Genomic DNA, 17,497 nt, shown 5'->3' on the forward strand with positions numbered 1-17,497 from the left:
GGCGGGCTCAGTGCACCGCGCTGCTCTGCGAGGCGCTGGGGGAGATGGCGAGGGCGAGCTGGGTGCGGTTGTGCATGTGCATCAGCCGCAGCACCTGGGAGACATAGAGCTTCACGGTGTTCTCGGTGATCCCCAGGTCATAGGCGATCTGGTAGTTGGTCAGCCCCTTGCTCACCAGGCGCGCCACTGCCTGCTGGCGCGGCGAGAGCTTGTTGAACAGCGGGTTGTTCACCACCGGCGTCATCTGCTCGGCGTTGCTCGGTGCTGCGCTGGCCGCAGGCTCGGGCTGTTCCTGCTTGAGCACGCTGCTGCTGGCCGGTTGGCCGCCGCCGCCATGGACCTCGTACTTGATCTTGTGGATATCCCGCGAGATCGAGTTGAGCGATTCGGCGAGGTACTCCAGGCGCTGGTTCACATGGCTCAGGCTGAGCTGGCTGCGGATGCGCTCATGCAGGCGCGCCTCCAGGCGTTCCAGGCCCTTGAGCAGGTCCATCGGCGCCACTGGCTTCTGGTAGTAATCGGCGACTCCGACGCGCATGGCCTCGATCACTTCCTGGCTGCCTTGCTGGCCGGTGAGGATGATGGTCTCGAAGAACCGCGTCGCGCCGGCCACGTCCTTGAGCGCCTCGACCACGCGGATGCCGTTGTCGCGACCCAGGCCCAGGTCGCAGATCACCAGGCCGATCGAGGCGTCATCGCGGAATTTCTGCAGGGCGCTGTCCTTGCTGTCGCTGACCACGCAGCGGTAGCCGCTGTTCTCCAGCAGTTCGGAAAGCTCCGCAGTGACCTGAGGCTCGTCATCGATGACCAGCACGCTGAAACGGCGATTGGCCGTTTTTTCCATGACTGCACGCTCCTTGAAAGATTACTTCCATTATTTTTATCGTCCGGCCGTTCAATTACCGTAGCCGGATCGTCCCATCAGGCGATGGATGGTATTAACCCTTAGCATATAGTCGTTAAGTTTGGACTCTGCCAATTGTCGGAATCATTTTTATTTGAGGAGCGACAGGGTCGTCAGAAGACCGGCGAACAGTGCGAAGATGAAGGGAAATGACTTGAATCTTGACGGTTGCAGTTTGGTTAATTGCGATTTGCAATTAGCCGGTACTTTATCCGAATCAATCAAAAGTTTGCTGGCGAACATCAGCACCACACAGAACAGGCAGGCCAGCGCCAGGGTGTAGAGCACCGTCAGCGGGTCGCTGGCCAGGCCCAGGGCGATCAGTATTTTCACGTCGGCGGCGCCCAGCTTCCCCAGCCAGTAACCCGGCACGCTGAGCAGCGCCGCCAGCAACGCGGCGACCCCCGCGGCAAGCGGCGCATAGCCTGTCAGCGTATGGCCCGTGACCAGCAGGAACAGCAGGGCCGCCAGCGCCCCGCCCAGCGTCAGCCAGTTGCTGACCCGCAGCCGGGTGAGGTCCTGGCTGGCACAGACGGCGAACCAGCCCAGCAGGCAGAGTTTGAACAGCATCGAGAATGTCCTTATCCCGGCACGGCGACTTCGAAGCAGGTTAGTGGAGTTTTAAGGTATCCCCCACTTCAGCGCCATATTGCAATTGAAGCCATGGGTAATCGAGTTTGGCTCGCAAGGTTATTCCGATAGGCCATGAGGGCGAATCCTGGAAGAGCGCCTAGTATTGCTGGAGAACGGTGTTTATCCGACGGCGAGTATCTTCAGTAAAGTTCCGCTGTGCCGACAAGTTGAACGATCATTCAAGTTGCAAGTTGGTCCGGGAGTATTTCGCATGAACGGAGTCGGCGGGCGTGGCACTCAACGAGGCGCGGTGGCTATCGAGTTCGCTGCCGTATTCGTGCTGTTCTTCGCAGTTCTCTACGGACTGCTCGGTTATTGCGTGCCCCTGCTGATGCTGCAGTCGTTCAACGATGCGGCTGCGGCGGGGGCGCGAGTGGCCGTCTCGGTGAACCCCCAGGCACCGGGCGGCTACAACGCCGCGCTCAAGGCTGCCGTGGACAGCGCCGTGACCGAGCGTCTGAGCTGGATGCCCGCGAGCTGGCGCAACGGCTGCTACGGCGGGCAATTCATGGCCACGCCCACCACGGAGTCTGTTTCGGGTCGTGACTACACCCGCGTGCAGGTGTGCGTCAGTTACCCCTACGCCACCTCGCCCATCGTCCCGCTGCTGACCCTGCCGGGAATCGGCACGGTACCGCGCCTGCCCGACGTGCTCAGCGGCACCGCCAGCGTCCTGCTCTGAGGTACTGGATGTTCGATTTCTGGCGCTCCAGGCCTCGCGGCCAGCATGAGATGAATGACAACCCGGTGCCGAGCCGGCCACTGGCGGCACGCAGACGTCCGGCACTGCCGGTGGAAGAACTGACCGAGCCCGTAGTGACCGGCCACTGGGACCTGTGGCTGGAGCTGGACAGCCGCGATCGCGTCATCGCCCGTGGCGGCAGCCAGGCGCACCGTCTGCTCCCGCCGGTGCCGGGCAACGGCGACCTGCCTGGGCTGGGTGACTATCTGGACCGGCGCATTCCCGGTGGCATGCAGGTGTCCAGTCTGCGCGGGGGTGAACGGCTCGACCTGGTGCTGCGCAGCACCGGCGACCTGCCGCTGGTCTGCCGCTTCCAGGCGGTCCTGCAGGCCAACGAGCACTGCCTGCTGCTGGGCACGGACATCTCCGACCTGAACTGGCAGTCCGACAGCCAGCAACACAAGCTGCAATGCCTGAACCTCAGCAAACTGCTGCTGGCGCGCCTGCGCCACAGCTCGCAACGCCGCCTCGGCGAGGCCGTCGGTGAAGTGCTGGAGGCGTTCTGCAGCAACTTCCACATGCGTAGCATGGCCCTGTTGCTGGAGGCGCCGGACCAGAGCCTGCGGGTCTTTGCCTGCTACGTACAGCCCGGTTTCGACAGCCTGCTACGGGAAAACCTGGCCCTGCCCGGCGATGAACTGCGGGCCGCCAGCGGTGCCTGCCTGCTGGGGGCCGATGACAACCCATCGGAGCTGCTGCGTACCTTGTGCTGCGCCCAGCTCTACCTGATTCCGGCCCCTGTGCGCGGTGGGCGGCTGGCCGGGTTGCTGGCCGAACCGATGGAGCATAGCGCCAGCTGGCCGGGGCTGGCGCCGAGCGACTGGCAGTACCTGGCGGAAATCCTCACCAATCTCGTTCACGAACGCACCGAACTGCACAGCCTGCGCGACAGCAGCCGGCGCCTGAATCTGCTGCAGGATATGGTGGGCGGTGGCTGGTGGCGCTTGCGCGTCGACGAGGGCCTGTTCGAACTGTCACCAGCGGTGGCGGCGAGCCTGGGGTTGCCCGGTGGGCAGCTGCAGCTGGCGTTGACCGACCTGCTGAGCCAGTTGCACCCCGCCGACGCCGACGAACTCAGCCTGCGCCTGCGCAACCTGCAACCGGGTGGGCGGCTGGTCCAGGACCTGCGCCTGCGCGGTGCTTCTTCCGCTCAGACGCGGCGCTGGCTGCGCCTGCAGGGCCGGCGCCAGGCACGCGCTGGCGACCAGTTGATGGACGGTGTGCTGCTGGATATCAGCGAAGGCAAGTTGCAGGAAGATCAGGCGCTGGCCGCCCACGCCCGGCTGCGCAACCTGATCGACAGCGCGCCGGTGGTGATCTACGTGCAGCGCGTGGAGGAGGGCCACCTGATCCCCGAGTTCTACAGCGAGAGCGCCGGCAACCTGCTCGGCCTCGACCTGCAGGGCCAGAACTGGCAGGCGCTGGCCGAGCGGGTGCACCCCGAAGACCTGGAGACTTTTCTCGATCGTGGCCGCGAGCTGCTGCGCGAAGGCCGCGTGCGCACCGAGTACCGCCTGTGCGACAGCGCTGGAGAGTGGCACTGGCTGTACGACGAGGCCAAGCTGCTGCGCGACATCCAGGGCATCCCGCAGGAGGCCGTCGGCCTCTGGCTGGATGTCACCGAGCAGCACCTGGCCGCACTGCAGATCGCCGAAAGCGAGGAGCGCTATCGCGTGCTGGTCGAGGACTCCCCGGCGCTGATCTGCCGCTATGACCCCGGCCTGCAGCTGACCTTCATCAACCACACCTTTGCCCAGGTGCTCGGTGAACCGGTGGACGCGCTGCTCGGTCGGCGGCTCGACGAGTGGCTCTCGGAGCAGGATTGCAGCGCCCTGCGCGCGCGCCTGGTGGGCGGCGGCAAGGGGGCGGTGGACGATTCCTGGGAGTTGCGCTTCTGCCTCCCCGGCCAGCGCAACCTCTGGCTGATCTGGTCGGACCGGCCGTTGCTGGATGCCGAGGGGCGGCTGGTGGAAATCCAGGCCGTGGGCCGCGACAACACCGCCGTGCGCCACGCCCAGCAGCAGCTGGCCCAGGGTGCGAAGATGGCCAGCCTGGGCGAGATGGTCAGCGGCATGGCGCATGAGATGAAGCAGCCGCTGCACGTCATGCGTATGTCCCTGTACAACGCCCGGCAGAAGCTGGGCGAGCCCGAATACCTGAAGGAAAAGCTCGAGCGTGCGGACGCGCAGATCGACCGTCTTTCGCGCGTGATCAGCCACATGGGGGTGTTCAGTCGCAAGTCGGAGCTGGAGGCCGCGCCCTTCGATCCCTACGACGCCTGCGAAGGCGCCGTTGCCTTGCTGGGCGAGAGCCTCACGCAGCAGGGCATCACCCTGGAATGCCGGCCGCCGGCGCAACGGGTGGTGGTGCGTGGCTATGCCGACCAGTTGGAGCAGGTGCTGATCAACCTGCTGGCCAACGCCCGTGACGCTCTGCTGGGACGAGGAGAAGAGGGCGCGCGCTGGGTCGGCGTGTCGCAGGAACCCTGCACGGACCCCGGCTGGGTGGAGCTGCATGTGCGTGACAATGCTGGCGGCATCGACCCGGCGGTGATCGAGCGCATCTTCGAGGCCTTCTTCACCACCAAGCCCATCGGCAAGGGCACGGGGCTGGGACTGTCGGTGAGCCACGACCTGATCCGCAACATGGGCGGCAGCCTGTCTGTGGATAACTTCAAGGGCGGCGCGCGTTTCGTCATCCGCCTGCCGAGGCAGGCCATGACGGTTTGAGCGTCCGGAAATGAAAAACGCCTGCATCTGCAGGCGTTTTTCGTGGTGCGCGGCGCGGGATCAGCCGATGAAGCGCGAGGACAGCCAGAACAGGCCGGCGGACAGCGCGATCGACACGGGCAGGGTCAGCACCCAGGCCATGAGGATGTTGCGGATCGTGCTGCCTTGCAGGCCGCTGCGGTTCGCCACCATGGTGCCCGCCACGCCCGAGGACAACACGTGGGTCGTGGACACAGGCAGGCTGTAGATGTTGGCCATGCCGATGGCGGCGGTCGCGGTGAGCTGGGCAGCGATGCCCTGGGCATAGGTCATGCCCTGCTTGCCGATCTTCTCGCCGACGGTGAGCACCACGCGCTTCCAGCCGACCATGGTGCCGATGCCCAGGGCCAGGGCCACCGCGATGATCACCCAGAAGGGCGCGTATTCGGTGGTGCTGGTCAGGTCCTTGCGCAGCTTCTCGAGGTCCGCCTTCTCGCGGGACGGCAGCTCGGACAGCTTGCCGACCTTCTTCGCGGTGTCGTCCAGGCACAGCAGGTAGCGACGTACCTGCACGCGCTCGTCGTCGTTCAGGTCGTTGTAGCTGGAAACGCCGTGCAGGTCGCTCAGCAGGCCCTTGAGGGTCGCTTCGGTCTGCTTCGGCTCGCAGCGGTACAGGTCAGGCATGTCCGCGTCGCCGGCCTTGCCCAGTGCGAGCATCTCGCCGAGGGTGTCGGAGTGGCGGTTGTAGAACTGCTGCAGGTGGATGGCGGCGTCGCGGGTGCGTTCGATCTGGTAGGTGGTGCTGTTCAGGTCGAGGACGAACTTCGCCGGGACGATGCCGATCAGCACCAGCATGATCAGGCCGATGCCCTTCTGGCCGTCGTTGGAGCCGTGCACGAAGCTCACGGTCATGGCCGAGATCACCAGCACCAGGCGGTTCCAGAACGGCGGGTGCTTCTTCTCGTCGACGTCGCGGCGGGTTTCCGGGGTCTTGTGCATCTTCGACAGCGGGTACAGCCATTTCAGGCCGATCAGCAGGGCGCCGGCGACGATGAAGCCGGCCAGCGGCGAGAAGATCAGCGACAGGCCGATGTCGATGGCCTTGCCCCAGTTGATCCCGTCGGCCACCGGTACGCCGTTGATCAGCGCATTCGCCAGGCCAACGCCGAGGATCGAGCCGATCAGGGTGTGCGAGCTGGAAGCCGGGATACCGAAGTACCAGGTGCCCAGGTTCCAGGTGATGGCCGCGGCGAGCAGCGAGAACACCATGGCCAGACCGTGGCCGGTGTTCACATTGATCAGCAGCTCCACCGGCAGCAGGTGGACGATCGCGTAGGCGACGCCGACGCCACCGAGCAACACGCCGAGGAAGTTGAAGATGCCGGAGAGGATCACCGCGCGGTACGGGGACATGGCCTTGGTATAGATGACCGTGGCCACCGCGTTGGCGGTGTCGTGGAAGCCGTTGATGAACTCGAACGCCAGGACGAATGTGAGTGCCAGCACCAGGCTGATACCCACCCAGAGATCGAGTCCGCTGAAGAGATCGAACATGAAAATTCTATGACCGGTCGGAGACGGGGCGGCGATTATGCCAGAAGCTTGGAGCACCGTATTTAGCCTGGAACGGTTTCTCCAATTTGCGCGACGCCTCGTCGCACGGCGCTTTCAGGCAGGGTGGAAAAAGTTTGCAATGCTTCCACGCGGGCCGCCGGCCCATCGGATGAGTGTTTGCAGGCCAACTGGCGGGCTCCCCCACGGAGCGCTGCTCGCCCATCGCATCAAGACTTTCCCACAACAGATTCGGGTGGGTCTTTCAGTCTGGGGCCGTACCTGCGCTTTAAACGGAAGCGCCTTCCTGATCCTTTTTCTGTCGTTCTTCTTCGATTCTTTCCAGTTCCCGGTCGAAGGCCTTGTCCTGCACGCTGGGTCGCTTGCGCCAGGGTTTCTTGCCGGGTTCGGGCTGGGCGGCATAAAGGGTCACTTCGCCGCCCTGTTCATCCTTGAAACGTTGCTCCTGGCGCTCCAGTTCCGCGCGCAGTTCGTCTTTGGTCACGATGGTTCCTGATGACTTGAAGCTGATGACTTGAAGAGGGTGACTGGCAGCTGACGGCGATGGGCCTTTCGCTGGCTGTCGACGTCCCGCCCGGGCGATGCCCTGAAAGTGTAGACGCTCAGCCTGTACTGGCGTGCCGGCTGCAAAACCGGCGCGGATTATAACCTTTCGCGGGGGGAGGCCGGACGGGGATCGCCGACGGACGGTTTCAGCCCGCTGCTGGCGCGGGCTGAACTCACCTCAGCCGGTGCGGCTGAGGTTCAGTTCACCGATCTTTTCCAGGCGGGCGCGGACGATGTTGCGGCTGATGCCCAGCAAGCGGCCGGTCTGCAGCTGGTTGCCATGGCAGAAGTGGTAGGCGGTGCGGAACAGCACTTCCTCGACGTGCTCGTAGAGGTCGGGCTTGTTGCTTTCGAACAGCTCCAGCAGCGCCTGCTCCAGGGTGGCCTCGACGCGGGGCGTCAGGGCGTGGGGGAAGGTTTCGTGGCGCAGCGAGTCGTGGCGTGGCGCGGACGGCAGCTCGGCGAGTTGCAGGTCGCCTGGCTGCACCTGCTGGTTGCGGCACACCAGCAGGGCGTGGTGGATGGCGTTCTCCAGCTCGCGGATATTGCCCGGCCAGGTGTGACCCAGCAGCTTGCGTTCGGCCTCGGGGCTCAGGGATGCGCGGTTGTAGCCCAGGCGCTGGCAGTGCTCTTCGAGGAAGAACTCGGCCAGCGGCAGGATGTCACCGGGACGCTCGCGCAGCGGGGGCAGGCGGATGGTGGCGACGTGCAGGCGGTAGAACAGGTCCTCGCGGAAATGCCCGGCCACCACGGCGTCGGCCAGGTTGACGTTGGTGGCGGCGACCACCCGCACGTTGATCGGCACTGGTGTGCGCGAGCCCAGGCGTACCACCTCGCGCTCCTGCAGCACGCGCAACAGTTTCACCTGCATGTTCAGCGGCAGGTCACCGATCTCGTCGAGGAACAGGGTGCCGCCATTGGCCGACTCGAACCAACCGGCCTTGCTGGTCGTGGCGCCGGTGTAGGCGCCTTTCTCGTGGCCGAACAGCTCGCTCTCCACCAGTGTCTCGGAGAACGCACCGCAGTTCACCGCCACGAAGGGCGCGCCGCTGCGGCGGCTGAGCTTGTGGATATGTCGCGCGACCAGCTCCTTGCCGGTACCGGTCTCGCCGATGATCAATGCGTTGGCCTCGCTCGGGGCCAGGCGCTCGATGCGGTTGAGCAGCTCCTGCGAGCGCGGGTCCTTGAACACCAGCACCGTGGCGCGGACCGACTTGGTTTGCTCGCGGGCATTGGGAAGGGTCAACAGCGACATGGCAGGTTCCTGGCGTACCGAATGGGTGGCAGCGCCATACTGCGGTATTTTTGATATTTCAAAAAATTATCAATTCGAATTTATATATAACTGGTTTTCTTTTTCGCCTCGCGCAAGCCATCACGGGCCGCGCGGGATGAAGTGCAGCATCGCGGCGCAGCCCTCGCGAATGCTGGGCTGCGAGCTACGCTCAGAGTGGAAATTCCATCCTGGGAGACCACTCCATGACCACCGTTCGGATTCCGCTGCTCGTCCTGGCTCTGCTTTTTTCGGCGCAAGGCTTTGCCGCCACCGCCGCGCAGACCGCGCAGCAGGAGAAGATGAAAACCTGTAACGCCGATGCCACCACCAAGGCGCTCAAGGGTGATGAGCGCAAGGCGTTCATGAGCACCTGCCTGAAGGCTGGCGGGGGCGAAACCAAGGCGACGACGGCGCAGCAGGAAAAGATGAAGACCTGCAACGCCGATGCGACGAAGAAGGCGCTCAAGGGTGATGAACGCAAGGCGTTCATGAGCACCTGTCTGAAGAAGTGAGGATGGAGCGCGGCAGGGCCGCGCGGGGCACGAAAAAGGGCAGCCATGGCTGCCCTTTTTCATTGGGTCTTTTTCACCGGTCCGCCATTACAGGCCCGAGAAGACCAGCCAGGCCGCGGCCAGGGCGTAGAGGACGATCACCGCATCCATGCGCAGCGCAGGCGGGAGTCGCCGCACGAGGTTCATTTCTTGGCCACCGCGGACCAGAAGCCCTGGGCATTGCGGAAGGGCTGCCGTGCCATCTGTTCGGGACGGGTGATGCCATCGGCACGCAGGGCGTTGACGAGGGCGGAAAAGGACTTGGCGCTGTAGCTCATGATCGGGCTCCCGATGCTTTCTCTCCTTGGGGTGGAGCTATGAAAACACCCGGGCCACTATCGACGGAAATGGATCGTCTTAAGGGTGACCATCGATGAAATTGATGGAAGGCCAGGTCAGTTCTAGCTGGCTCCTGAAATGCCGCGCCTCGCCGGTGAGCGGGTCGATGAACTCCAGTTGCCGGGCCAGCAGCTTCAGCGGCTTGTCGAAGTCTTCCGGCGGCCGCTCGCCGCGTGGTGGGAGCGTCGGGTAGAGCGGGTCGAAGCACAGCGCCGCGCCCAGGCCCGACATGTGCACGCGCAACTGGTGACGTTTGCCGGACACCGGATGCAATCCATAGCGCCACAGCTCGCCGCGCTGCTCCAGCACCTCGATGCGCGTTTCGCTGTTGGGCTCACCGTCCACTTCCTGCATGCGGATGAAGGGATCGCCCTCGACCATCCGCGAGCGATGCACCAGCGGGAACGCCCGTTGCGGCAGCGCCGGGGCAATGGCTTCGTACAGCTTGTCGATTCGCCGCTCGCGGAACAGCGCCTGGTAGGCATCGCGGTTGGTCGGGTTGGCGGAGAACAGCACCAGCCCGGCGGTGAGCCGGTCGATGCGGTGCAGCGGCACCAGCTGCGGGTTGTCCAGGCGCCTGGTGAGGCGGGCGAGGAGGGTTTCCTCGACGTACTGCCCGGCGGGCGTCACCGGCAGGAAGTGCGGCTTGTCCGCCACCACCAGGTGTTCGTCGGCATACAGGATGCTCTCCTGGAAGGGGATCGGCGTTTCCTGCGGCACCTCGCGGAAGTAATGGATGCGCAGTGCTTCGCGGTAAGGATGCTCGGGCCCGATGGGCTGGCCGTCGTTGTCCAGCACCTTGCCGCGCGCCATGCGGTCCAGCCAGGTGTCGCGGCTGATTGCCGGGAAGCGCGCGCACAGGCAGTCGAGCACCGTCGTCCAGGGGCCGGCGGGCAGGTGCAGGATGCTGGCGCGTTGCTGGGCGGTGGAGAAGCGGGAGCTGGACATGCAGGCAGGCGACCGGGTTCGACAGGCTGCGCATTAGGCCGTAGCGGCGTGGCGGCCGTCAAAGCCGCCGCGACTTCCGGGCTTTTAATGGGCCGTCCTCAGGCGGGAATCGGGTTGATCTCCACGGTGATGTGCGCCAGTTCTTCGTGGACCTGCAGGCGCTGGCGCACCAGCTCGGGCGTCAGGCCGCCGCTGCTGGCGAGGCTGAGGATGCAGGCGTAGCGCGACTTGCCCACGCGCCACAGGTGCAGGTCGGTGATGTGCGCCGGATTGGGCAGCTCGGCGACCACCTCGCGGATTTCCTCCACCACCGGGTCGTTCATCTCCGCATCCAGCAGCACCCGGCCGCTCTGCTTGAGCAGGCCGACCGACCAGATGGCCACCAGCACCGCACCGACCATGCCCATCAGCGGGTCGAGCCAGGCGGCGCCCCAGATCAGGCCGCCGATCAGCGCGATGATCGCCGCCACCGAGGTGGCGGCGTCGGCCAGCACGTGGAGATAGGCCGCGCGCAGGTTCAGGTCGTGACCATGGGCGTGATGGTCATGGCCGTGGTGATGGTCATGACCATGCTGGTGATCGTGGCCATGGTGATGGTGCTCGCCGCGCAGCAGCCAGGCGCAGGCCAGGTTCACCAGCAGGCCGATGACTGCGATGGCGATGGCCTGCCGGTAATGGATCGGTGAAGGGGAGAGCAGCCGTGCGACGGACTCGAACATCATCAGCGCCGCCACGCCCAGCAACAGGATGGCGCTGGTGTAGCTGGCGAGAATCTCGATCTTGAAGGTACCGAAGGCGAAGCGCGCGTCGCCCTTGAAGCGCCGCGCCGCCACGTAGGCGAAGAACGCCAGCCCCAGCGCCAGGGCGTGGGAACTCATGTGCCAGCCGTCGGCGAGCAGCGCCATGGAGTTGAAGATCCAGCCGCCGGCGATTTCCACCACCATCATCACGACGGTCAGCAGCGCGGCGCGCAGGGTGTTGCGTTCGGCCAGGGGGTTGCCTTCGTGGAACTGGTGGTCGTGGCGACCGTCTTGCGGGTGGGCGGCGTGCTGCATGATGATGGTCCACAGAATCAGTCTGGATACTATACCCCAGTATACCTTTGGAGTTTTGACGTGGGACATACCATCAAGGACCAGAAGAAGCTGCTGACCCGGGTGCGGCGCATCAAGGGCCAGAGCGAAGCACTGGAACGGGCGCTGGAGGCGGGTAGCGAATGTGCAGCGATCCTGCAGCAGATCGCCGCGATCCGCGGCGCGGTGAACGGCCTGATGGCCGAAGTGCTCGAAGGCCACCTGCGCGATCACCTGGGCGCCGAAGACCGCACCGCGGCGCAGCGCCACGAAGACCTGGAACAGGTCATGGGCGTGCTGCGCTCCTATCTGAAGTGACGAACGGGCGGGGGATCAGTTGGACAGGCGCACCGCCAACTCGTCGGCTTCCTCGGTCCAGTCCGAATCCTGCTGCAGCGCCTCGCGCAGGAACTGCGACTGGGCGGCGTTCCAGAACGGCGCGTCCGGCAGTTTCTGGCCCTCGGCGAGGCGGTGGCTGCCGAGGAAGGTATCGATGTCCTTGCGCCCGTCGGGCAGCCCCAGTTGCTTGAACAGGGCGCTCAGGCTGTGCTGGCTGGTATCCATGACTATCTCCTGGGTTGAAGTGGAGCGCGCCGCCACGGCGCGCAGCAATGCAACAACTATAGGAGCATCGGCCGGCGAGCAAGGTTCGGATTGGCAATCGCGGCGGAAATAGATAGCCTGCTTTCAATCGTCCCCGCACACGCTCCGCCACCCACCGTCAGGCCCGTCCATGAGCTCGTCCGAGCAGCGAAACGCCGCCGTTACCCTGCGCATCCTCGCGACCGTCTTCTTCACCTTCGTCCTGTTCCTGAGCATCGGCCTGCTGCTGCCGGTGCTGCCCGGCTTCGTCCACGAAGGCCTGGGCTACTCGACAGTGATCGCCGGCGTGGTGATCGGCCTGCAGTACATTGCCACCCTGCTGTCCCGCCCGCTGGCGGGCTACGTGGCCGATACCTGCGGGGCCAAGCGCGCCGTGCTCTACGGCCTGGGCGTTCTGGGCGCCGGCGGTGTGCTGGTGCTGGCGTCCACCAGCTTCGCGTCCGTGACCTGGCTGAGCCTGACCTTGCTGCTCGGCAGCCGCCTGCTGTTCGGCCTGGCGCAGGGACTGCTGGGGATTGGTACGGCGAGCTGGGGCATTGCGCTGGTGGGCACGCATAACACCGCCAAGGTGATTTCCTGGAACGGCATTGTCAGCTACGGCGGCATCGCCATCGGGGCGCCGCTGGGAGTCACCATGTCGGCCTCGCTGGGCCTGTGGAGCCTGGGGGTGAGTATCCTGGTACTCACCGCGCTGGGCTGGCTGGCAGCTCGAAGTCGGGAGGAGGTGCCGACCATTCCGGGCGTGCGCATGGCCTTCCATGCCGTGCTCGGCCGCGTGCTGCCCTACGGGATGTGCGTGATGCTCGGCTCCATCGGCTTCGGCACCCTGGCGACCTTCATCACCCTCTATTACGGCAGTCAGGGCTGGGCGAACCCGGCCTGGTGCCTGACGGCCTTCGGCGTCTGCTTCGTCGGTGCGCGGCTGATCTTCTCGGGCATGGTCAATCGCTTCGGCGGTTTCGCCGTCGCGGTTGTCTGTCTCGGCGTTGAAGTCTTCGGCCTGCTGCTGCTCTGGCAGGCGCCGGGGCCGGGTTTTGCGCTGCTGGGCGCGGCGCTCACCGGTTGCGGCCTGTCGCTGGTCTATCCATCGCTGGGTGTCGAGGCGGTGTTGCGCATCCCGGCCAGCAGCCGCAGTGCGGGACTGGGCGCCTACGCGCTGTTCTTCGACCTGGCGATGGGCATCGCCGGCCCGCTGATGGGGCTGGTTGCCGCCCGACATGGCTATGCGTCGATCTTCCTGGTCGCCGCCGGGCTGGCGCTCTGCGGCTTCGTCATTTGCTTCGGCCTGCTGCGCTTCACCCGGCAGCAGCACGAGGAGCTGCCGCGCGACTGACAGCCATGCGGGCAGCCGCAATCACCCATGATTTTCCATGCAGAGAGTTGAAGGACCGACCATGAATTTTTTCAAACGCCTTCTGGGCAAGGAAACCCCGCCGAGCCCTCCGGCTTCGCCATTCCAGGCATTCCTCGACCAATGCGTCGCCGAGTTGACCGCCAAGGCCGAGGTGCACGATGGCACCTGGCACCTTGGCGAGTGCTCGTGGAGTGTCGATCAGGACAGCGGAATCATCGAGTTCGCCCATCCCGAGGGTATGGTTGCGAGCTGCCCGGTGCAGATCATCGGCACCTACAACTCGGCCGATGGCACCTGGCTGTGGGGCTGGGAGCATCCCTCCGTCATGGCGCCCCTGCAGGAGCATGCCTTCGCCGTGCGCCAGTACGGCGAGGAGAACGGTATCGAGTTGCTCACCACGCAGAAGCTGGAGTGCAGTCAGGAGCAGGCCTGGGAATTCACCGCCTTGGCCTGCAAGCTGGGCGAGGCCCAGGGAGCCTATCGCGGCCCCGCTGGCAGCGCTTTCGTCTTCATGACCTTCGGCACCGTCACCCTGAGCAAGCCGCAGGCTCATTGACTCACATCGGCGGGAAGGCCTTGAAGACGTCCAGCGCTTCGGCCTGTTCCGCCCAGTCGCGTACTGCTGGGTAGCTTTCGGCCGGAATGTCCTCGGAGTGCAGCAGCTGCACGAAGGTCCAGGCCACGGCGATGCTCAGCCCGGCCTGATCCAGCGGCGCGCCGGCGTCCAGCGACATCTCGCGCAGCTCGCTTTCCAGTTGCGCCAGGGCCGCGTGCAACTGCTGGTCGACCCGCTCCTGCCAGGTGGCGAGCTGTTTGTCCTGCGGCCGCTGCTGCTCGTAGTAGCGCTGCACGGCCTTTTCCATGACCGCCAGGGCCAGGCCCAGCAAACGCGTGGCGCGTACCCGCGCGGCCGGCTCGGCGGGCATCAGGCTGTGCCCGGCCAGGTGTTCGAAGCAGTCGATGATCAGGGAGGAGTCCATCAGCACCTGGCCGTCGCCCAGGACCAGGCTCGGCGCCTTCACCACCGGGTTGATGCCGCGGAATTCCTCGTAGGTGCGGAACACCGACAGCGACTGGTGGCTGAACTCGATGCCGAGCAGGCGCAGGGTGATGGCGACGCGGCGCACGTAGGGCGAGTCGAGCATGCCGATCAGGTGCGGAAGCTTCTGTTGCATGGGTACATCCTGTTAGTGGAAATTGCATCGTGGCTGGTGCGGTTTTCGCGCGTTGGTCATGAATCTAGCGGCTTTGATCGCTGGGAAATAGCGACGATTAGTGACCGATTCGGTTAGGAAAACTTACATGAGCGCATTGCCACCGCTCTCCGCCCTGCGCAGTTTCGAGGCCGTTGCCCGGCTCGGCAGTGTGACCCTCGCCGCCAACGAACTGCATGTCACCCACTCGGCTATCAGCCAGCAGGTGCGCCAGCTGGAAAGCCTGCTGGGCATCACCCTGCTGCAGCGCGAGGGGCGAGGACTGCGCCTGAGCGAGGAAGGCCGCCTCTATGCCCTGCAGATTCGCGGCGCATTGCGCGACATCGCCGAGGCGACCCGCCTGGCCAAGGCGCGTCCGGGCGAGGATGAGCTGGTGGTGGCACTCACGCCGTCTTTCGGCCAGAAGTGGCTGCTTCCACGTCTGCCGGGCTTGCGCGCAAGTTATCCACAGTACCGCCTGCGCCTGCTGGCCAGCCTGGAAGTGATGGACCTGCGCCAGGGCCTGGCCGACGTGGCGATCCGCATCGGCCAGGGCCACTGGGAAGGGTTGGCGCAGGAATACCTGTTCGAGGATGAAGTGGTGGTCGTTGCCGCGCCCGACTTCAACGGTGGGCGTCTGCCCCGGACGCCTGCAGAAATCCTTCGCTGCCCGCGTGTCACCGGCTTCGAGTCCTGGCTGGGCTGGTGCCAGGCGGCTGGCGTAGCGGTGCCACAGGAGGCGGCGGAGTTCGTGGTGAACGACTCCAACCTGAGCATCGAGGCGGTGCGCATGGGGCAGGGAATCGGTCTCGAACGGCGCAGCCTGGTGGCCGGAGCGCTGGAAAGCGGCGAGCTGGTGGCGCTCAGCGATCTGCGCGTGCCGTACGGCTTCCCCTACTGGCTGGTGTGGCCCGAGCGCGAGGCAACCCAGGCCAAGGTGGCAGCGTTTGCCGGATGGTTGTCTGGCGAGGTCGCCAAGTATCTGCGCTCCATTGCCTGAGGCCAGTTGGGGGGCGTACTTCGTCCGCGATTGGCTCGAAGCGCAGTGAGCGGTGGGCGCTTGGTGCAGATCGATCCGGGGCCGGCGAGCACCAGCCCCGGTTGGCCTCAGAAGACCTCGTCGATGTAGTGGAACGGATAGTCGGGGCTCTTGTACTTGCCGATCCTGCCGCGCTTGGGCAGCTTCACTTCCTCGCGCGGGATTTCCTTGTACGGCACGTGCTTGAGGATGTGCTTGATGACGTTCAGGCGCACGCGCTTCTTGTCTTCGGACGGCGCCACGATCCAGGGCGCCCAGGGCGAGTCGGTAGCGGCGAACATCAGGTCGCGGGCGCGGGTGTATTCGTCCCACTTTGTAAAGGACTTCACGTCCATCGGCGACAGCTTCCAGATCTTGCGGCCGTCGGTGATGCGGTCTCTCAGGCGGCGCTCCTGCTCCTCGGGGCTGACCTCCAGCCAGAACTTCAGCACGATGATCCCCGACTCGGTGAGCATGCGCTCGAACATCGGGGTCACGGCGAGGAACTTGTCGGCCTGCTCCTCGGTGCAGAAGCCCATCACCCGCTCGACGCCGGCGCGGTTGTACCAGCTGCGGTCGAAGATCACCACCTCGCCGGCTGAAGGCAGGTGCTTGATGTAGCGCTGGGCGTAGAGCTGGGACTTCTCGCGCTCGGTGGGCGTGGGCAGCGCCACCACCCGGAACACTCGCGGGCTGACGCGCTCGGTGAGCGCCTTGATGGTGCCGCCCTTGCCGGCACCGTCGCGACCTTCGAAGACGATGCAGACCTTCAGGCCCTTGTGCACCACCCACTCCTGCAGCTTGACCAGTTCCACGGACAGTTTGCGCAGGTGTTCCTCGTACTCGCTGTTCTTCATCTTGCCTTGCGGTTCTACAGCCTGGCTCTTGGCTTTGCTCTTCTTGCCCATCTTGGTCTCCATGTAGGGGCGTCGGGGGTACCACTCCAGAGCATAGCGGTGGTTTGCCATCGAGCATCTGCGAAAGCGATCCGATATCCGTCGGACTTTGCTGCATACCAATCGGAAGTATCACCCAGCAGGGCGGCTTGTAAGCCGATCCCCCGGCGTGATGCTCACGACCAAACTGGCGCGCCTTTCATTCTGCGCGCGCAGGAGTGCGCCGCTTTCTCCCGCTCCGGAGCCCTCTCACTCATGCGCTGGAAAACCATTCGCAAGACCGGCCAACTGGCGCTGGCCGCGGCCCTGTTTCCCCGTCTCCACTGGCGCTGGTCGCGCTGCATCGCGCACATGCCTGTGCTGTCGGAGTCCTACAGGGGCGGCTTGCCTCCCGCCCGGAAGCACCGGCGAAAGTATCTGTGTCGCCACTGGAGCGTGCGGCGCCGGCTTGCTGCGCTGCTGGAGCACTATTCGCAGCTTCAGTGCCTGCCCGGCGGCTGGAGAGACAAGTTGCTGGCGCTGGGGACGGTACACCTCAGCCGGGTTCCGCTGAAAAGCGGGGACGCGCTGGAAGTGCTGCTGGAACCCTCGGATTTCTATCGCGAGGGGGAACTGGGCCTGTACCTGCGCAATGCCGACGGCGAGCGCCTGTACTCCCTGAGTTTCAGCCTCGGGAAGAATGGCCAGTTGCTGATCGGTGGGCTGCAGGGCCCTCGCACGACGATGGATGAAGGCACCGTCAAATGGTTGGGCAAGGAAATGTTCGGTCTGCGCCCCAAGAGCCTGCTGCTCACCGCTCTTTATACGCTGGGCGAGCAGATGGGTGGCCGCCGGTTGCTGGGCATCAGCGACGCCGCACACACCTGTTCGCACAAGCTCAAGTCCAGTTACGACGCCTTCTGGCTGGAGCTCCAGGGCAACCGCCACGACCGTCACTGGTACCGCCTGCCCGAACGCGAACCGGTGCGTGACATCGCCGAGGTGAAGAGCCAGCGGCGCAGCGAGTTTCGTCGCCGCGAAGCCTTGCGTGAAGAGATCGCCTGCTCCATCCGCAAAGTCTGGGAGCAGGGTGCCGTCGCCGCCTGAGCCGCCCTGTAAAAAACTGCCCCGCCCGCCCGCTTTTTTGGTGAAATGCCCGACA

At 65.1% G+C, this 17,497-nt stretch carries 19 protein-coding genes; 8 read left to right on the forward strand and 11 right to left on the reverse strand.

The window, feature by feature from the left end:
- Positions 1-7: 7 nt before the first annotated feature.
- Together IB261_RS06075 and IB261_RS06080 are read right to left on the reverse strand one after the other, a co-directional pair.
- Positions 8-844: a response regulator transcription factor gene (locus IB261_RS06075; protein WP_081517531.1), complete on the reverse strand. Its 837-nt coding sequence runs from the start codon at positions 842-844 to the stop codon at positions 8-10.
- A gap of 150 nt (positions 845-994) precedes the next feature.
- Complete coding sequence (locus tag IB261_RS06080) at positions 995-1,474, reverse strand: prepilin peptidase (RefSeq protein ID WP_081517532.1); 480 nt, start codon at positions 1,472-1,474, stop codon at positions 995-997.
- Between the two features lie 274 nt (positions 1,475-1,748).
- Between IB261_RS06080 and IB261_RS06085 the strand changes: the two genes are divergently transcribed.
- Both IB261_RS06085 and IB261_RS06090 read left to right on the forward strand, forming a co-directional pair.
- Positions 1,749-2,219, forward strand: a complete 471-nt coding sequence (locus tag IB261_RS06085) for a TadE/TadG family type IV pilus assembly protein (protein WP_081517533.1) — start codon at positions 1,749-1,751, stop codon at positions 2,217-2,219.
- Positions 2,220-2,227: 8 nt separating this feature from the next.
- Positions 2,228-5,008 carry a PAS domain-containing sensor histidine kinase gene (locus tag IB261_RS06090; RefSeq protein ID WP_192381652.1) on the forward strand — a complete coding sequence of 927 codons (2,781 nt, stop codon included), beginning with the start codon at positions 2,228-2,230 and terminating at the stop codon, positions 5,006-5,008.
- 60 nt (positions 5,009-5,068) lie between these two features.
- On the opposite strand, the gene IB261_RS06095 is transcribed toward IB261_RS06090, so the two are convergent.
- From IB261_RS06095 to IB261_RS06105, 3 genes are all read right to left on the reverse strand, one after another.
- A complete protein-coding gene (locus IB261_RS06095; protein WP_081517535.1) occupies positions 5,069-6,541 on the reverse strand; it encodes an inorganic phosphate transporter in 1,473 nt (490 codons plus the stop codon).
- A 286-nt stretch (positions 6,542-6,827) separates the two neighbouring features.
- Positions 6,828-7,043, reverse strand: a complete 216-nt coding sequence (locus IB261_RS06100) for a hypothetical protein (RefSeq protein ID WP_081517536.1) — start codon at positions 7,041-7,043, stop codon at positions 6,828-6,830.
- 240 nt (positions 7,044-7,283) lie between these two features.
- Entirely contained in the window at positions 7,284-8,360 is a 1,077-nt protein-coding gene (locus IB261_RS06105) for a sigma-54 interaction domain-containing protein (RefSeq protein WP_192381653.1), read from the reverse strand.
- 224 nt (positions 8,361-8,584) lie between these two features.
- Between IB261_RS06105 and IB261_RS06110 the strand changes: the two genes are divergently transcribed.
- Complete coding sequence (locus tag IB261_RS06110) at positions 8,585-8,893, forward strand: PsiF family protein (RefSeq protein WP_045209676.1); 309 nt, start codon at positions 8,585-8,587, stop codon at positions 8,891-8,893.
- A 182-nt stretch (positions 8,894-9,075) separates the two neighbouring features.
- On the opposite strand, the gene IB261_RS06115 is transcribed toward IB261_RS06110, so the two are convergent.
- From IB261_RS06115 to dmeF, 3 genes are all read right to left on the reverse strand, one after another.
- The gene (locus tag IB261_RS06115) at positions 9,076-9,210 is read right to left on the reverse strand and encodes a hypothetical protein (RefSeq protein ID WP_017519380.1); all 135 of its coding nucleotides are present in this window, start codon (positions 9,208-9,210) and stop codon (positions 9,076-9,078) included.
- 79 nt (positions 9,211-9,289) lie between these two features.
- Positions 9,290-10,219 (reverse strand): pseudouridine synthase, encoded by a 930-nt coding sequence (locus tag IB261_RS06120; RefSeq protein WP_081517538.1) that lies wholly within the window; start codon positions 10,217-10,219, stop codon positions 9,290-9,292.
- A 98-nt stretch (positions 10,220-10,317) separates the two neighbouring features.
- The gene (gene dmeF / locus IB261_RS06125) at positions 10,318-11,274 is read right to left on the reverse strand and encodes a CDF family Co(II)/Ni(II) efflux transporter DmeF (protein ID WP_192381654.1); all 957 of its coding nucleotides are present in this window, start codon (positions 11,272-11,274) and stop codon (positions 10,318-10,320) included.
- A gap of 60 nt (positions 11,275-11,334) precedes the next feature.
- On the opposite strand from dmeF, the gene IB261_RS06130 reads away from it, so the two are divergent.
- A complete protein-coding gene (locus IB261_RS06130; RefSeq protein ID WP_024764116.1) occupies positions 11,335-11,610 on the forward strand; it encodes a metal/formaldehyde-sensitive transcriptional repressor in 276 nt (91 codons plus the stop codon).
- Positions 11,611-11,625: 15 nt separating this feature from the next.
- Here IB261_RS06130 and IB261_RS06135 read toward each other — a convergent pair whose 3' ends face one another.
- Positions 11,626-11,856, reverse strand: coding sequence for a DUF2789 domain-containing protein (locus tag IB261_RS06135; protein WP_081517540.1), 231 nt, complete (start codon positions 11,854-11,856; stop codon positions 11,626-11,628).
- Between the two features lie 169 nt (positions 11,857-12,025).
- Between IB261_RS06135 and IB261_RS06140 the strand changes: the two genes are divergently transcribed.
- Together IB261_RS06140 and IB261_RS06145 are read left to right on the forward strand one after the other, a co-directional pair.
- Positions 12,026-13,228: an MFS transporter gene (locus tag IB261_RS06140; protein WP_192381655.1), complete on the forward strand. Its 1,203-nt coding sequence runs from the start codon at positions 12,026-12,028 to the stop codon at positions 13,226-13,228.
- Between the two features lie 61 nt (positions 13,229-13,289).
- A complete protein-coding gene (locus tag IB261_RS06145; protein WP_218035503.1) occupies positions 13,290-13,805 on the forward strand; it encodes a DUF6882 domain-containing protein in 516 nt (171 codons plus the stop codon).
- Between the two features lies 1 nt (position 13,806).
- Here the strand turns inward: IB261_RS06145 and IB261_RS06150 are convergent, their stop codons facing one another.
- Positions 13,807-14,424, reverse strand: a complete 618-nt coding sequence (locus tag IB261_RS06150) for a glutathione S-transferase family protein (protein WP_192381656.1) — start codon at positions 14,422-14,424, stop codon at positions 13,807-13,809.
- A 127-nt stretch (positions 14,425-14,551) separates the two neighbouring features.
- Between IB261_RS06150 and IB261_RS06155 the strand changes: the two genes are divergently transcribed.
- Positions 14,552-15,442 carry a LysR substrate-binding domain-containing protein gene (locus IB261_RS06155; protein WP_192381657.1) on the forward strand — a complete coding sequence of 297 codons (891 nt, stop codon included), beginning with the start codon at positions 14,552-14,554 and terminating at the stop codon, positions 15,440-15,442.
- Positions 15,443-15,549: 107 nt separating this feature from the next.
- On the opposite strand, the gene ppk2 is transcribed toward IB261_RS06155, so the two are convergent.
- Positions 15,550-16,368, reverse strand: coding sequence for a polyphosphate kinase 2 (ppk2, locus tag IB261_RS06160; protein ID WP_081518169.1), 819 nt, complete (start codon positions 16,366-16,368; stop codon positions 15,550-15,552).
- A 243-nt stretch (positions 16,369-16,611) separates the two neighbouring features.
- Here ppk2 and IB261_RS06165 point away from each other — a divergent pair, with 243 nt between their 5' ends.
- Positions 16,612-17,442 carry a VirK/YbjX family protein gene (locus IB261_RS06165; protein WP_192209917.1) on the forward strand — a complete coding sequence of 277 codons (831 nt, stop codon included), beginning with the start codon at positions 16,612-16,614 and terminating at the stop codon, positions 17,440-17,442.
- Positions 17,443-17,497: the final 55 nt, after the last annotated feature.

The sequence above is a fragment of the Pseudomonas sp. PDM20 genome (assembly GCF_014852575.3).
Lineage (GTDB): Bacteria > Pseudomonadota > Gammaproteobacteria > Pseudomonadales > Pseudomonadaceae > Pseudomonas.

Coding starts and splice junctions, on each gene's coding strand:
- IB261_RS06105 (WP_192381653.1), bottom strand. CDS start 8,360: ATGTCGCTGTTGACCCTTCCCAATGCCCGCGAGCAAACCAAGTCGGTC.
- IB261_RS06165 (WP_192209917.1), top strand. CDS start 16,612: ATGCGCTGGAAAACCATTCGCAAGACCGGCCAACTGGCGCTGGCCGCG.
- IB261_RS06090 (WP_192381652.1), top strand. CDS start 2,228: ATGTTCGATTTCTGGCGCTCCAGGCCTCGCGGCCAGCATGAGATGAAT.
- IB261_RS06135 (WP_081517540.1), bottom strand. CDS start 11,856: ATGGATACCAGCCAGCACAGCCTGAGCGCCCTGTTCAAGCAACTGGGG.
- IB261_RS06140 (WP_192381655.1), top strand. CDS start 12,026: ATGAGCTCGTCCGAGCAGCGAAACGCCGCCGTTACCCTGCGCATCCTC.
- IB261_RS06095 (WP_081517535.1), bottom strand. CDS start 6,541: ATGTTCGATCTCTTCAGCGGACTCGATCTCTGGGTGGGTATCAGCCTG.
- ppk2 (WP_081518169.1), bottom strand. CDS start 16,368: ATGGGCAAGAAGAGCAAAGCCAAGAGCCAGGCTGTAGAACCGCAAGGC.
- IB261_RS06120 (WP_081517538.1), bottom strand. CDS start 10,219: ATGTCCAGCTCCCGCTTCTCCACCGCCCAGCAACGCGCCAGCATCCTG.
- dmeF (WP_192381654.1), bottom strand. CDS start 11,274: ATGCAGCACGCCGCCCACCCGCAAGACGGTCGCCACGACCACCAGTTC.
- IB261_RS06085 (WP_081517533.1), top strand. CDS start 1,749: ATGAACGGAGTCGGCGGGCGTGGCACTCAACGAGGCGCGGTGGCTATC.
- IB261_RS06115 (WP_017519380.1), bottom strand. CDS start 9,210: ATGAGCTACAGCGCCAAGTCCTTTTCCGCCCTCGTCAACGCCCTGCGT.
- IB261_RS06080 (WP_081517532.1), bottom strand. CDS start 1,474: ATGCTGTTCAAACTCTGCCTGCTGGGCTGGTTCGCCGTCTGTGCCAGC.
- IB261_RS06155 (WP_192381657.1), top strand. CDS start 14,552: ATGAGCGCATTGCCACCGCTCTCCGCCCTGCGCAGTTTCGAGGCCGTT.
- IB261_RS06150 (WP_192381656.1), bottom strand. CDS start 14,424: ATGCAACAGAAGCTTCCGCACCTGATCGGCATGCTCGACTCGCCCTAC.
- IB261_RS06145 (WP_218035503.1), top strand. CDS start 13,290: ATGAATTTTTTCAAACGCCTTCTGGGCAAGGAAACCCCGCCGAGCCCT.
- IB261_RS06110 (WP_045209676.1), top strand. CDS start 8,585: ATGACCACCGTTCGGATTCCGCTGCTCGTCCTGGCTCTGCTTTTTTCG.
- IB261_RS06075 (WP_081517531.1), bottom strand. CDS start 844: ATGGAAAAAACGGCCAATCGCCGTTTCAGCGTGCTGGTCATCGATGAC.